This window comes from Psychrobacter sp. KFRI-CH2-11 (assembly GCF_038239325.1).
Taxonomy (GTDB): Bacteria; Pseudomonadota; Gammaproteobacteria; order Pseudomonadales; family Moraxellaceae; genus Psychrobacter; species Psychrobacter celer.
Genome location: NZ_CP151283.1, coordinates 2,215,084 through 2,230,641, shown reverse-complemented (window position 1 = coordinate 2,230,641; position 15,558 = coordinate 2,215,084). Strand labels below are relative to the sequence as shown.

Sequence of the window (15,558 nt, the reverse complement as noted above, 5' to 3'; positions counted from 1 at the left end):
TCTTGGGCCTAGTGGGCGATAACATCAGAGGGCGTATTGGTTGTCATGAGGTTATTATAGGATTGTTATGAGGTTTTTATAGTAAGGTCTGGCTGGCTAAAGGGCAAATACAGGGCAAACTGTGTTTGGCGTGTGTGATGGGTGTTCGATTGGGCGGAGCTGACATCGATCATACCATGATGGCGGCTGATGATATCTTGGACAATAGACAGCCCTAGACCCGTGCCTGCTGCGCGGCTGGTGACCATCGGAAAAAATATCTGGCCGATGAGATCGGCATCTATGCCTGAGCCATTATCGGTGATGGTCACTTGCAAAACTTGTTTGTGCTGCTGGCTGCCGATGGTGTGCTGAAAGACCACTCGTGTTTGTAGATGTAGTATGGGCTGATAGGTAGAATTGCTATCCATTTGCATGGTAGCTTGTGGTGTTTCTTGAGATTCTGAGATTTTATGCTGTTGTAGCGTTTGTTCAAACTCAGTCATCGACTCACAAGCATTATTAATGAGGTTCAAAAATACTTGAATCAACTGATCCTTATCAGCGCAGAGCTCAGGCAGTGATAAATCATAATCACGCTGTAGCGTCACCTGTGGATATTGGTTGACGATTAGAGACAAGACATGCTCTAGCGGCTCATGAATATTGAGCATTTGCCAATTTGGTAACTGATGGGAGCCAAGAAACTGACCGATAAGCTGAGTCAGACGGTCGGTCTCTGCGATGATGATATCGGTGTAGCTGCGCAGTTTTGCCGCGTTTTTTTGTTTGTCAGGATGGGGGCTGGCAGCGCTTTGCTGAGTGAGAGCTGCCTCAGCAAAAAAACCGCTCTCACTGAACTTGATAAATTGCCGCTGCAACAACTGCGCCGCCCCGCGAATACCGGCCAATGGGTTTTTTATTTCGTGAGCGACCGAGCGTAGCATCTGACGCGCGACGTTATATTGCTGCTGCTGGCGCTGCTCCTCTGAGATACGGCTTTGGCGATCCTTGCCCCACATCTCAATGATAAAACCATGCTGCTGCTCATCAATGACCGGCGTCACGCTATAGTCGATCAGCAGCGCTGTATGATTGTTTAATTGTGTGCTCACAAGATGATCGTGATCAATAAATGGCTGTTGATACACTCTGGCTTGCCGAAAGCGCTCGCTCAAGGAGCAAGCGGCATCCTTTGTTTTTTTAGAATTGTGAGTATCGCTATGGGTTTTGAGATGATCTTTGAGGGGGGATTTGAAAGTCGATGTTGAGGTTTTTGGAGTGAGCAGTGCCAAGATAGATTGCCCCAGTAGGCGGCCACTACTGGTCGCCAGCAGTTGCTCTGCTTGAGCATTTAGCCAAGTAATGGTCAGATTTTCATCGACCCACAAGATAGCCGTAAACAAATGCTGAGCCATAAAGGCAAAATTGGGGGCAGGTTTTGTCACTACTACATCAGCTGTCATGAAGTACGCCTAACATAAAAAAGAAATCTACCAATATTTAATCATAAATCAACACTATAGAGCGGCAAAACTGGTGATTATCATAAAAAAAACGTACAATGCGCACAGCCAATTTATCTCAAGCAAGGTCAGCCATGCCCAACACCTCTACCGAGTCGGTAAATACGACGATATCTTCACAGCCAGCTTCTACTGCTCCAAAAAACACAGCCACTATCTTTAATCCTGCTAAGCCTGCGCACACGCAAAAGCAGTCAACGAGTCAGGCAGACGGCACTCAGCCCTATCACCACAAAGCCAATCACAATCAAAACCGCAGTATCGCGCAAAGTGGCGATGCTACAGTAGCCCGTACAGCTGCGAGCGATACGCCAGTTCAAGCCGCGCCAAAGATCGGTTTTGTGTCGCTTGGTTGCCCAAAGGCGCTGGTCGATAGCGAGCGGATCATCACAGAGCTTAGCCGCGATGGTTATCAGGTCGCAAGTGACTACGACGGCGCAGATTTGGTGGTGGTTAATACCTGCGGTTTTATTGTGTCAGCGGTACAAGAGTCGCTCGATGCCATCGGGGAAGCCATCAGCAAAAACGGTAAAGTCATCGTTACTGGCTGCTTAGGAAAAGAAGCGGATAAAATCCGTGAGATGCATCCAGCGGTGCTATCGGTCACAGGCGCACATGCTTATGATGAGGTCATCACTGCCGTCTCGCAGCATGTGCCCAAGCCCAAGCGCGACGTAGATAGCCATTACGATCCAAAAATAGATCTGATCAATGAAGCGGGTATTAAGCTGACCCCAAGCCATTATGCTTATCTAAAAATATCAGAAGGCTGTAATCACCGCTGTACCTTTTGCATCATTCCAAGCTTGCGCGGTGACTTAGTCTCGCGTCCGATTGATAATGTCATGAACGAAGCACTGGCGCTCAAAAACGCTGGCGTAAAAGAGTTGCTAATTATCTCGCAAGACACATCAGCTTATGGGCTTGATCTGAAGTACAAAACCAGCTTTTGGAATGGCATGCCGCTCAAATCCAAGTTTTATGATTTATGCCAAGCATTAAATGACTTGGGTATCTGGGTGCGCCTGCATTATGTCTATCCGTATCCGCACGTAGATAAAGTCGTCGAGCTGATGGGCGAAAAAAAGCTACTGCCGTATTTAGATATTCCGTTTCAGCACGCCAGTCACCGCATCTTAAAGGCCATGAAGCGTCCAGCGCATAGCGAAAACACCTTGGCACGTATCAAAGCGTGGCGTGAGATTTGTCCTGATATCGTCATTCGCTCAACCTTCGTCGTCGGCTTCCCTGGCGAGACCGAAGAAGACTTTCAATGTCTGCTCGATTGGCTCGTCGAGGCACGCCTTGATCGCGTCGGTGCCTTTACCTATTCAGAGGTCGAAGGCGCGGTAGCCAATGACTTGCCGGGTCATGTGCCTGAAGCGGTGAAGCAATCTCGCTATGAGCGCTTGATGACGCTACAACAAGACATCTCAGCACAAAAGCTGCAAGAGAAAGTCGGTAAAACCTTAACGGTATTGGTCGATGAGATTGATAGTGCTGAGGGCATTGCGATTTGTCGGAGTTACGCCGATGCTCCAGAGATCGATGGTCATGTCTATGTCGATGACATCAGCGCGCAGGTCAAGGTTGGTCAGTTTTTGACCGTCACCATTGACGAGGCCAGCGAGTACGACTTATTTGCCAGCTATCAAGGCTAGGGCGTGTCCTCATTTCAAAAATGGCGATAAAAATGAGATAAATCGCCGTCAAACAAGGAAAATAGCGCAGATAATATCGAGATATTAGTCAGCTATTTGACACCGTTTGGCCAGATTTAGCCATTTTTAGCCCATTTAGATGGCTATCGATTGAATTGAGGACACGCCCTAAGCCGTCATAATGATAGATGAGTGAAAATTGCCCAATCGCGGGCAGTTTTTGCTACAATTAGCGCAATTTGGCCTTTTTATCTACTCAGCACTGTATCACGAGTAGGGCGCTGCACGTAATCTAGCAATACGCAGACACTGGCTTGCGTATCGACGCTGGCTGTACGTAAATCAGAAGGCAATCTTCATTTGTATTTTATCGATGACTTTAATTATAATTTAATGCTAACAAGGTGACCTCATGTCTGACAAAAACCCGCGTTACTCTCGTATCTTGCTAAAACTCTCAGGCGAAGCCTTGGCTGGTGGCAAGGACATGGGTATCGATACCGAAGTGCTCGATAAGATGAGCCTATCTATCGCCCACTTGCGCGGCCTTGGTGTGCAAGTTGGTATCGTCGTTGGTGGTGGTAACTTATATCGCGGTGCCCAGCTGCAACAAGAGGGCCTAGTCGGCCGTGTGACCGGCGATCAAATGGGTATGCTTGCGACTGTGATGAACGGTCTGGCCATGCGTGATGCGCTTGAGCGCCGCAATATCAAAACGCGCTTGATGTCAGCCTTACCGATTGGTGAAGTCACTGAAAGCTATAGCAGCCGCAATGCCATTCGCTACCTAAAAAACGGTGAGGTTTGTATCTTTGTCGCCGGTACTGGTAACCCTTTCTTTACCACCGATACAGCAGCATGTCTGCGCGGTATCGAGGTCGAAGCAGGCTTGATATTAAAAGCCACCAAAGTGGATGGCGTCTATGACAAAGATCCAAGCTTGCATGCCGATGCCAAAAAATACGATGGTTTGACTTTTGATGAAGTCTTAGAGCAAAAACTTGGCGTTATGGACTTAACCGCTATCGCCTTGTGCCGTGAGCACAATGTACCGCTACAAGTGTTTGATATGACCAAGCCCAACGCCTTATTAAATGTGGTCATGGGCGAAAACGAAGGCACGCGCGTTTATCATTAATATTAATGGGCATAATATTGCCCAATATGCGCGGTCAAGCGCTCTGCTATGAGCGATGAATTGCCGAAAAATAACTATCTATTAACAACCATGAATGATTTATCGACAGCGATAAATAAGGATGCACAATGATTAAAGAGATTAAGCAAGACGGCGAAGCCCGTATGCAAAAAACCTTAGAAGCGCTTGAAAACACCTTTAGTAAGGTACGTACAGGCCGCGCCCATCCAGGCATGCTATCTGGCGTGATGGTCAGCTACTACGGCGCCGACACACCGCTCAACCAAGTAGCCAGTGTCAATGTCGAAGACTCGCGCACATTGCTTGTACAGCCTTTTGACCGTACGATGGTACAGGCCGTGGACAAGGCCATTCGCGAAGCGGATTTGGGATTGAACCCGATGACCGCTGATGTGATTCGTGTGCCGATGCCAGCATTGACAGAAGAAACCCGCCGCGATATGCAAAAACTGGCGCGCGGTGAAGCAGAAAACAGCCGCGTCTCGATTCGTAATATCCGCCGTGATATGATGAATGACATAAAAGATCTAGCAAAAGAAAAAGAAATCTCAGAAGACGACGAGCGCCGCGCTAGTGATGATATTCAAAAAATCACTGACAAATACATCGAGACCATCGACAGCCGTTTGAGCAAAAAAGAAAGCGAGCTGATGGAAGTATAACGAGCGATAGCAGAGCGCGACTGGGGTGCTGTTTTTAAATGCAGGCTGCGCCGTATCGAACGATAGCAGCACGCAAGTAACGTTTATACCAGTCGCGCAGCCCTATCTATAAAAGTTTTATTTCCAATAGACTATATGTCGTTTAGCAGCCACTGCGCCAGTGCGATTGGCTGCTTATTATTGTGTCGTCAATCATAAAGCCGTAGCAGACCGCTTTATGATAAGTTTGTGAATAATCACCACATCTTATCTTTTTGACTTTTTTGCCGTCATGACACGCGTTATTATTAAACCATCTTAACAATAAGCAAGCTAGCCTATGTCTACTTCAGCCGCCTTGGCTCCTGCTCTTCTACCCCGTCATATCGCCATCATCATGGATGGCAACAACCGCTATGGCAAAGCCAATCATCTACCCAAAGGCCATGGACATGTGGCAGGCAAAGATGCGCTAGACCCTATTGTCGAATACTGTGTCGATACTGGTATCGAGGTTTTGACGGTATTTGCTTTTTCTAGCGAAAACTGGCAACGCCCGCCGAGTGAAGTGGCGCTGCTCATGCAGCTTTTAACCTCGACCATTCATGAGCAAATGCCGCGGATGGACAAATACCGTATTCGCTTACGGTTTATCGGAGATCGCAGTCCGCTCAGTGCGGACTTACAAGCACTGATGGCCGATGCAGAAGAAAAAACCGCGCATTTTGATGCCATGACATTGGTCATTGCCATCAGTTATGGTGGGCAGTGGGATGTTGCCCATGCTGCCAAACAGTTGGCCAAACAGGTGCAGATAGGGGAGCTGTGTGCTGATGATATCGATAAAGACTTGCTTGGCCGCCATGTCCAGTTAGCAGACGCCCCAGCGGTCGATATGCTGATACGGACGGGCGGTGAGTACCGATTATCGAACTTTTTATTGTGGCAGTCCGCTTATGCTGAGTTGTTTTTTACCAAAACCCTATGGCCTGAGTTTAGCGCAGCAGAGCTGGCATCGATGGTTGCAGAGTTTGCCCAGCGCCAACGCCGTTTTGGTAAAACCAGCGAGCAAGTCGCTTGCGCGCAGCAATTACCCTAAACGACCCTAACGTCTTATCTTATACTTGCTTGTCTGATACTTGATCGCTGCTTGTCTTTTTTGTGCCTTAAAAGCCTGCTACGCTTTTAGTAGTGATTATTCACCGTGGTTAAGGCCGCGTGCTTATGAAATAATGAACCGCTTTTGTTGCAGTCAGTAGCAATGAGTGGGCTATTGTAGATTAGCTGCTATAATGCATTTTTTGACCATACGTTTTTCATTATTATAAGGCTCAATGAGTATGTGGCAACGGATTAAGACGGCAATTGTTCTCGTTATTATCGTTGGTATTGCAATGTTTGCGAGCCAAACACCAATTTTGTTTGCGCCGCTGTTGGCGATAGGGGTAATCATCGCCGCTCATGAATGGACCAAGCTGATGCCCAAATGGCGTCAGCCAGCGTTATTTGTGCTTTTGGTTTTGGCGCTGACCGTGGTGTCACTGCTGTTTAAAGTGACGTGGCTGTTTTGGTGGGCCGCATCGCTCGCCATATGGCTGATGGCGCTGTCTTGGGTTCGGGTCTTTCCGACGACGACCAATTGGTATGGAAAAAAGCTGGGCTTGATGGGTGCGGTGATATTAACCGCTGCCATCACGGCTATGTTTTATCTGTGGCAGCTATCGGCTTGGTGGCTGCTGTATGTGTTTTTATTGGTGTGGTGCGCGGATAGTGGGGCATATTTTGTCGGGCGCAAGCTTGGTCGCCGCAAAATGGCACCAAACGTTTCACCCAATAAAAGTATGGAAGGGTTGGCCGGTGGCATTGTCACAGGGTTGCTCGTCGTCGTGGCCATCAGCGTCTTTAAACTACAGCTGACAGGGGTGCCGCTGATCGCCTTTGCCGCGCTATCGGTACTGACGATATTGGCTTCGGTACTCGGCGATTTGTTTGAGTCAATGCTCAAACGCCGTGCTGGTGTCAAAGACTCAGGGACGATCTTGCCAGGGCATGGCGGTATCCTTGATCGTATTGACTCCTTATTGTCTGCCACGCCGATCTTTGCGCTTGGCTTTTGGGCGCTGCAATACTTTAATTTGATGGTGGTATAAAAGTGTCTTGCTTGGGTTTATCCAGTTAGGCTTTATTTTTATTTTTTTTGTATTATTGATAGGCAACGATGGTTATGATGCAACGTATCGCCGTATTAGGCGCAACTGGCTCGATTGGCGATAGTACGTTGGCGATTTTGGCGGCTCATCCGCAGCAATACCAAGTCTATGCCTTGTCGGGTTACCATCGTTTGGACAAACTGTTTGCGCTGTGTCAGCAGTTTGTGCCAAAGCGCGTCAACGTACCGACAGCCGCAGTCGATGATTTTGCTCAGCGTCTGAGCGCAGCGAAGCTTGATATCGAGGTCGTCGGGGGCGCAGCAGGGCTTATAGATATCGCCACCGATAGCCAAACCGATATGGTCGTTGCTGCCATTGTCGGTGCAGCAGGACTGCCTTCTACGTTGGCCGCCGCGCGCGCAGGCAAGCGTATCTTGCTTGCTAATAAAGAAGCGCTGGTGATGGCAGGACAGGTGATGATCGATGCGGTAAAAACGCACCATGCTACCTTGTTACCTTTAGATTCAGAGCACAACGCGATTTTTCAGTGTTTGCCGGTAGATATCCAACAAGACAGCTGCCAGATTCATCAGCCAAAGCACGGGGTGCGTAAGCTGTGGTTGACCGCCTCTGGTGGGCCATTTTTGCAGCAGTCATTTGCGCAGATGCAGCAAGCTGGTGTCGCTGAAGCCGTCAAACATCCCAATTGGTCGATGGGACAAAAAATATCGGTTGACTCGGCAACGATGATGAACAAAGGGCTTGAGCTGATAGAAGCCTGCCATTTGTTTGATTTGAGTGAGGATAAAATAAATGTGGTGATTCATCCACAAAGCATCATTCACTCAATGGTAGAATATAGCGACGGCAGCTTTTTGGCGCAGCTGGGCAGCCCAGATATGAAGACCCCCATTGCTCATGCACTCAGCTATCCTGCGCGTATTGATAGCGGCTCGCAGCCTTTGGACTTGTATGCGCTAAGCGGCCTAGAATTTATCGAGCCTGATTTACAAAAGTTTGCCTGTTTGCGTTTGGCGAGACAAGCCATGCAAGCGGGTACGCAGGCGACCATTGTACTCAATGCCGCCAATGAGATTGCCGTGGCCGCGTTTTTGGCAGGACAAATTCGTTTGACAGATATTGCTGATATCAATGAGCAGGCACTTAGTGAGATACAAGTACCGCTGTTAGCGGCGTCGGCGGATATAGAAGATATATTGTCGATTGACCAGCTAGCGCGTCGGCATACTGAGGCATTGGTGGCCAAGGTGGCAAAATTCATATAAGCGGCGCAGACGCTATAAAAATAGAAGTCCTGCAAATCAGTCTTGTACGAGAGAACTTGCTAAAAAACCATATTGAGAAGACATCATGACGTTTTTATTGACGCTCCTTGCGGCCATTTTTGTCTTAGGTCCGCTCATTGCTTTGCATGAATGGGGGCACTATATCGTGGCGCGCCTGTGCGGTGTTAAGGTGCTGACATACTCCATTGGTTTTGGCCCCAAAGTCGCAGGCTGGACCAGCAAAAAAAGCGGTATTGATTATCGGATTTCGGCGCTGCCACTGGGCGGCTATGTCAAAATGCTCGATGAGCGAGAAGGCGAGGTGGCAGCCGATGAGCAGCATTTGTCATTTAACCGTCAGCATCCGCTAAAAAAAATCGCCATCGTCGCAGCAGGCCCTATCATGAACTTTGTCATTGCGATTGGCTTGTTTTGGGTGTTGTTTATGACCCCATCTGAGCAGTTGGCGACAAAGATTGGGCAAGTGTTGCCTGATACGCCAGCGGCCACCGCTCAGCTGCCCGTTGGCGATAGGATCGTTGCCATCGATGGTCATGAGGTGCAGACGTGGGAAGGGATTAATTACCGTCTCGCTGGACGCATGGGCGAGACGGACAATATAAGTGTCACGCTACAAGCTGATGACAAAGATGCCAAGACCTACTACGCGCCTGTGGATGAGTTTATGCAAGGCGATGACCATGGAAAAGATGCGCTGAGCAGCTTTGGTATGCTGCCATGGCAACCGACGATCGCCCCTATCGTCGGTGAGCTGACGCCCGATGGTGCCGCCAATCGTCAAGGCCTCAAGGTCGGTGACCGTATCACGGCGATTAATGATGTCGCCATCGCAGACTGGATCAGTGCCACACGCATCATTCGCGATAATCCTGAGACTTTACTCAATTTTACCGTCTTAAGAGAGGGTAAGTCTGTACAATTGGCCATCATGCCGCAGGGCAAAAAAGACAATTTGGGTAACGACTTTGGGCAAATTGGTGCTATGGTGGCACAGTCTGAGATTGTCATTCCTGATGATTATAAAACCACAGTGGTCTATGGTCCAGGCGAGTCACTGGTCAAGTCGTTTGAAAAAACCGAACAGCTGGCGGTGATGACGGTCAGCTCGATGGGCAAAATGCTCTCAGGTATGATTGGTCTCGATAATTTATCAGGCCCGATTACCATTGCCAAAGTCGCCAAACAAAGCTTCGATATTAGCTGGCAGATGGTATTGTCTACCGCCGCGCTGATCAGTTTGAGTCTGGCAGTGCTCAACCTTTTGCCCATTCCTGTATTGGATGGAGGGCATATCGTCTATCATCTCATAGAGCTGATTCGCGGTAAGCCGCTCTCAGAAGGCGTACAAATGGCTGGACTTAATATCGGTTTACTCTTGCTGGCAGGTTTCATGGTGTTAGCAATTGGTAATGATATCAGCCGATTGTTTTGATGGTTTGCCCAAGCGTTTGGGTGATAAGGCAAGATGCACTAATGGTTTTACGCGTATCGGGCAGCGATTGCGGGTGTGACGGCAGAGCAGCTTTGTGCCGCCGTCTCTGTACTAATCGTAATTTTTAGTTTATTTTATGATGCGTTTTATATAAAGTGTTCTGAGTCTTGTCCGCCAAAGCATGCGACTTTATGGCAAATGGACAAGACAACATGTGCTTTTTAACTTAACTTAAGCAATTTTTTTATTGACGGATAGTGTTTATGCGTACGCCTTTATTTATGAGCGCGGCAGGGTTGCCGTTAGTGGTAGCGATGATGAGTATGCCGGTACAGGCTGCAGAATTTGTAGTGACTGACATCGGTTTTAATGGCTTACAACGTCTAACCCCCGATAGCCTCTATCCGGTTCTACCTATCACGGTAGGAGATACGGTAAATGACAGCAGCTTGGCGGCCAGTATTAAGGCACTATATGCGACCGAAAACTTCGCGGACATTCAAAGCCGTGTCGAAGGCGGTCAGTTACGCTTTGATGTCGTTGAGCGTCCTACCATCGCCGAAGTCAACTTTGAGGGCAATAAGCTCATCCCAAAAGAAGGACTAGAGCAAGGACTGAGCAACGCAGGTTTGTCTGTCGGTGATGTACTCAAGCAAGCGACGTTACAAGGCGTCGCCAACGAGCTGCAGCAGCAGTATATCAGCCAAGGCTACTACAACAGTAATATCGAAGTCGACCAAACGCTACTCGATGGCAATCGTGTCAAGCTCGATGTACGCTTTATCGAAGGCAAGCCTGCCAAAGTCGTCGATATCAATATCATCGGTAACAAGCACTTCAGCGATGATGAGATCAAAGATGTTTTTGCTGTAAAAGAATCTTCTTGGACACGCCTGTTATCTAAATCTGATCGCTATGCCAAAGAAAAGCTGGCGGCCAGTTTGGAAAACTTAAAAGCCTTATACCAAAATGACGGTTACGTGCGTTTTGCCGTCGACAATGCGGTACTTAACATCAGCGAAGATAAGCGCAGTGTGTTTATCGAAGTTAGCCTAAGCGAAGGCGAACAGTACCAGTTTGGTGAGGTCAATTTTTTAGGTAAGCCGACGTTTGAGACGACTGAGCTACAAGAGCTGGTCACCTTTGCCCCAAACGAAAAATACTCGCAAGCCAAACTTGATGAAACCACCGCCGAGCTCAAGCGCCGTTATGGCAACGAAGGCTATTATCTGGCCCAAGTCAGACCAGTACCACGTATCAATGACGATACCAAAATGGTCGATGTGGATTACTTCATCGATCCTGCCCGTCCTATCTACGTGCGCCGTATCAACTTTACGGGCAATATCAAAACCCAAGACGAAGTACTGCGCCGTGAGATGCGCCAACTAGAAGGCGCGCTTGCCTCTAGCGAAAAAATCCAATTGTCACGCACGCGTCTGATGCGCACCGGGTTTTTTAAAGCCGTCAATGTCGATGTCAAACCAGTGCCCAACCAGCCAGATCAAGTAGACGTACATTACACGGTAGAAGAGCAGCCTTCAGGTAGCTCGACCATTGCCGCTGGTTACTCACAAAGTGGCGGTGTGACCTTCCAGTTGGATTTGACCCAAAACAACTTTATGGGTACAGGTAACCGAGTCAAAGCTGCGCTGTCTCGCTCAGAGACCCGCGATTCATATAGTTTGGGCTATACCGATCCGTACTTTACCGAAAACGGTGTCTCTCAAGGTTTGAGCGCGTATTATCGTGAGACCAAGTATGATGACAGAAACGTCAGTAACTATGTGACCGACTCCTATGGTGCCACGCTCAACTACAGCTATCCTGTCGATGAAACCAAACGCGTCAGCGCAGGTCTCAACGTGGATAATACCTCAGTACGGGGTGGCCGCTTCTTAGGGGTTTCAAACGTCCAGCAGTTAATCGATGATGGTGGATCTTTTGAGCAGTTCACCTTTATTGATGAAGAAGGTAAAGAGCAGCTTTCAGGTCGTACTGGCTTTAAAAACGACTATCAGACCTATAATCTACTATTCGGCTGGGACTATAGCACCCTAGATCGTCCTGTATTCCCAACCAAAGGTATGAGCCATACCGTCGATGCGACCATCGGCCTTGGTGATGCCAGCTATCAAAAACTTGTGTACCGCGGCAATATTTATTATCCAATTTATAAGGATTGGATAGCACGTGGTTATACCAAGCTTGGCTATGGTAATGATTTACCGTTTTATGAAAACTTCTATGCTGGTGGTTATGGCTCTGTTCGTGGTTATGAAGCCTCAACACTTGGACCAAAGTCACAGACGTATTATGATGCCATCAATGATGATGTGCGTTATAAAGACGAAGAAATCGGTGGTAACGCGCTGGCCAGCTTTGGGGCTGAGCTGGTATTGCCCATGCTATTTAAAGGTGACTGGGCTGACCAAGTACGTCCTGTACTATTTGCAGAGGGCGGGCAAGTCTTTGATACCACCGATAAAGAAGACCGTACTTTCGTAAACCCTGATACGGGTGCTGATACTGGCGTACCATTATTGACTCAAGACAATGACTTGCGCTTTAGTGCTGGTGCTGGTATCACTTGGTATACGCCAATTGGCCCTATCTCCTTGAGTTATGCGATGCCTATCGGTGATAAAGAGGGTGATGAGACCGAAAAAGTACAGTTCCAGATTGGTAATACGTTCTAACGTAGCGGCCATCTGAAGCGCTTTGGTTTTTTGATCTTATTTATACGGCACAATAACTTGTGTGGTATAAATAGATGATACTAGATAAATTGGTCATCAAGCTGATATAGCAGCTTGATGACTGTCTTATTTATAATACGACTTTTATTCTTACTTCATACTAATAATAACTATGATAACGATTGAGCAAATTATCACCCAAATTGAGCAGCGCCAGCCGGTTAGAAATAAAGCAGAGCTGAGCGCCGAGCAGTTATGCCAACAGATTGGTGGTATCGGTAGTCTGACGACAGCCAATGACACGCAGCTGAGTTTTTTGGCCGATCCTCGTTACCTCTCTAGTTTGGCAGACAGTCAGGCAGGGGCTGTGTTAGTCACAGCAGGCCATCGCCAGCAAGTACCCGCATCAACCTTGGCGTTGGTGGTCGCAAATCCATACTTGGCTTACGCCAGCGCCAGTCAGTTATTTGCTTATCAGTCAGCCTCGAGTCGTATTCATCCGAGTGCGGTGATTGCCGATAGTGCCATCATCGGCGAGCAGGTGAGCATAGGGGCGTTTTGTGTGATAGGCGAGCAGGTGCAGCTGGGGGCGCGAACAGCGCTGGCTGCCCATGTGACGATTGAGGCAGGTACGAGGGTCGGCAGCGATTGTGTCATCAAATCACAAGTGGTCATCGGTCATGATTGTACCATCGGCGATCATGTCAGAGTGCATGCTGGTACAAGTATTGGCTCAGAAGGTTTTGGCTTTGCCCCGACCAACGACCCAAGCACGACCGGGTGGGAGCGTATTGCGCAGTTAGGCCGAGTCATCATCGGTGATCATGTCCGTATTGGCAGTCAGACTTGTATCGACCGCGGTGCTATCGATGATACCGTCATCGGTAATCATGTAATTATCGACAATCTGGTGCAAGTGGCGCACAACGTGCATATCGGTGATGGGACGGCCATCGCCGCGCACACCGGTATCGCTGGGAGTACGCACATCGGTAAACGCTGTATCATTGGTGGCGCGGTCGGTATCACTGGCCACATCGAGATTGCTGATGATGTTACATTGTCGGGTATGACGATGGTGACCAAATCCATCAAACAAGCAGGCTCTTACTCTTCAGGTACCGCGGCCATGCCAACTGCCAATTGGCGACGCGCTGCAGTTAGGTTTCGCCAGCTCGGTCGCGATGAGCGCTGATTTGACTGACCACAGGATATCACTCTATTTCATAACCTTTAATAGTTAACCATATAATATCCAATATTTTAACCCTTTAATCCTTTTATACTTAGCAATGAGCAAGGACGCGGCATATGAGCAGCAACGACATAGATATTTTAAATGATACCAACATGAAAAGCTTGGCTGAGCAAGGCCTGACTTTGCCTCTGACTTATCATACGCTAAAGCACTACTTACCGCATCGCTATCCTTTTATGCTGGTCGATAAAGTGATCGACTGTATCCCTGGTGAATGCATCACTGGGGTCAAAAATGTCACCATTAATGAAGAGTTTTTTAATGGGCATTTCCCCAATGAGCCTATCATGCCAGGCGTGCTGATGGTCGAGTGTATGGCTCAAGTATCAGGGGTGCTTGGGTTTATCAGCGCAGGATTAACTGCCGAAGATGGCTATCTGTATTTGTTTGCTGGGGTAGACAAGGTTCGTTTTAAGCGCCGCGTTATCCCTGGTGATCAGCTGATTATTCGGGCAAAAACTGTGATGCAAAAGCGCGGTATTTATAAGTTTGACTGTACCGTCCATGTTGAAGACGAGCTGGCGGCGAGTGCACAGGTGATGATTGCTCGTCAAGAGCAATAAAATTGGCTGATAACTTTTAGGCTCATCAGTATCTAAAGAGTTATGTCAAAACAGACAAGAAGAATTATAATGAGCATCGATATTTTGTCGCAAGACTGACTTTGGTTTGTTTGATAAGTTATGACTGACGGTCAGTGTTTTACCATTTATTCGCACCAGAAGATACAAAGGCCCACATTATGAGTCAGATCCATCCAACAGCACTCATCTCACCCTCCGCTCAGATAGATGAGACTGCAACCATTGGCCCGTACTGTATCGTCGGGGATGATGTCAGCATCGGCGCGCATACGGTGTTGCATCGTCATGTGGTCGTGACCAAGCTGACTCGTATCGGCGCGCACAATCAGTTTTATCAGTTTGCCAGTATTGGTGAAGATCCGCAGGATTTGAAGTATGCAGGCGAGCGTACTTGGCTTGAGATTGGCGATTATAATACCATTCGTGAGGCCTGCAGCTTGCACCGCGGCACCGCTCAAGACAGCGAGTTGACCAAGATAGGCAGTCATAATTTGTTGATGGTCAACACCCACGTGGCTCACGACTGCGTGATAGGCGATCACAATGTGTTGGCTAATAATGTGGGGGTAGCGGGTCATGTCACTATCGGCAACCATACCATCATCGGTGGCAACTCTGGTATTCATCAGTTTTGTACGGTAGATGACTATAGTCTGATCGGTGGGGCAAGTCTGATTTTAAAAGATGTGGCAGCCTTTACCATGGTGTCTGGCAATCCTGCCAAAACCCATGGCCTCAATGTCGAAGGTATGCGCCGCAAAAACTGGTCAAAAGAGACAATTGATGTTTTGCGTCAAGCGTATCGTACGATTTTTAGATCGGGTCTGACCACTGTACAAGCGCTTGAGGTGCTGCATAACGAGCTACTGCCGAAAGAGCCAAAGATTCAGCTGCTTATCGACTCATTACAAAACAGCCGACGCGGTGTCGTGCGCTAAGTAATTAGTAGACAATTGATTAAGATTAGCCATAGTTCATGATAAAAAGAATTGTTGATAGTCCAAACTCTTGTTAGTTATAGGTAAAATGATAGCAAGCCATAACCAATTGTTATGGCTTTTTGTATTTATGGGCACTTGACTTTTTTGGTTGCTTAGCAGAAACTGAGCGTTTACGGTATTGTAAACAATTTTTTCTTAATGTTACTGGACGCTTCATATCG

The 15,558-nt window shown here is 47.9% G+C and carries 12 protein-coding genes; 11 read left to right on the top strand and 1 reads right to left on the bottom strand.

Annotated elements, in window-relative coordinates; all coding sequences use genetic code 11:
* Nucleotides 1–65: 65 nt before the first annotated feature.
* A complete protein-coding gene (locus tag AADH33_RS09170) occupies nucleotides 66–1,445 on the bottom strand; it encodes a two-component system sensor histidine kinase NtrB (RefSeq protein ID WP_348548710.1) in 1,380 nt (459 codons plus the stop codon).
* 134 nt (nucleotides 1,446–1,579) lie between these two features.
* On the opposite strand from AADH33_RS09170, the gene rimO reads away from it, so the two are divergent.
* From rimO to lpxA, 11 genes are all read left to right on the top strand, one after another.
* Entirely contained in the window at nucleotides 1,580–3,166 is a 1,587-nt protein-coding gene (gene rimO, locus AADH33_RS09165) for a 30S ribosomal protein S12 methylthiotransferase RimO (RefSeq protein ID WP_348548709.1), read from the top strand.
* Between the two features lie 412 nt (nucleotides 3,167–3,578).
* Complete coding sequence (gene pyrH / locus AADH33_RS09160; RefSeq protein WP_075101540.1) at nucleotides 3,579–4,304, top strand: UMP kinase; 726 nt, start codon at nucleotides 3,579–3,581, stop codon at nucleotides 4,302–4,304.
* A 128-nt stretch (nucleotides 4,305–4,432) separates the two neighbouring features.
* Nucleotides 4,433–4,987: a ribosome recycling factor gene (gene frr / locus AADH33_RS09155; RefSeq protein WP_075101541.1), complete on the top strand. Its 555-nt coding sequence runs from the start codon at nucleotides 4,433–4,435 to the stop codon at nucleotides 4,985–4,987.
* Between the two features lie 319 nt (nucleotides 4,988–5,306).
* Nucleotides 5,307–6,065, top strand: a complete 759-nt coding sequence (uppS, locus tag AADH33_RS09150; protein ID WP_348548708.1) for a polyprenyl diphosphate synthase — start codon at nucleotides 5,307–5,309, stop codon at nucleotides 6,063–6,065.
* A 241-nt stretch (nucleotides 6,066–6,306) separates the two neighbouring features.
* Entirely contained in the window at nucleotides 6,307–7,116 is an 810-nt protein-coding gene (locus AADH33_RS09145; RefSeq protein WP_348548707.1) for a phosphatidate cytidylyltransferase, read from the top strand.
* Nucleotides 7,117–7,190: 74 nt separating this feature from the next.
* Nucleotides 7,191–8,402, top strand: coding sequence for a 1-deoxy-D-xylulose-5-phosphate reductoisomerase (ispC, locus tag AADH33_RS09140; protein ID WP_348548706.1), 1,212 nt, complete (start codon nucleotides 7,191–7,193; stop codon nucleotides 8,400–8,402).
* 85 nt (nucleotides 8,403–8,487) lie between these two features.
* Nucleotides 8,488–9,855: an RIP metalloprotease RseP gene (rseP, locus tag AADH33_RS09135; RefSeq protein ID WP_348548705.1), complete on the top strand. Its 1,368-nt coding sequence runs from the start codon at nucleotides 8,488–8,490 to the stop codon at nucleotides 9,853–9,855.
* Between the two features lie 263 nt (nucleotides 9,856–10,118).
* Complete coding sequence (gene bamA, locus AADH33_RS09130) at nucleotides 10,119–12,554, top strand: outer membrane protein assembly factor BamA (protein WP_348548704.1); 2,436 nt, start codon at nucleotides 10,119–10,121, stop codon at nucleotides 12,552–12,554.
* Between the two features lie 172 nt (nucleotides 12,555–12,726).
* Entirely contained in the window at nucleotides 12,727–13,749 is a 1,023-nt protein-coding gene (lpxD, locus tag AADH33_RS09125) for a UDP-3-O-(3-hydroxymyristoyl)glucosamine N-acyltransferase (protein ID WP_348548703.1), read from the top strand.
* A 116-nt stretch (nucleotides 13,750–13,865) separates the two neighbouring features.
* Nucleotides 13,866–14,375: a 3-hydroxyacyl-ACP dehydratase FabZ gene (gene fabZ / locus AADH33_RS09120; protein ID WP_100749188.1), complete on the top strand. Its 510-nt coding sequence runs from the start codon at nucleotides 13,866–13,868 to the stop codon at nucleotides 14,373–14,375.
* Between the two features lie 179 nt (nucleotides 14,376–14,554).
* Nucleotides 14,555–15,334, top strand: coding sequence for an acyl-ACP--UDP-N-acetylglucosamine O-acyltransferase (gene lpxA, locus AADH33_RS09115; RefSeq protein ID WP_100749189.1), 780 nt, complete (start codon nucleotides 14,555–14,557; stop codon nucleotides 15,332–15,334).
* Nucleotides 15,335–15,558 lie beyond the last annotated feature (224 nt).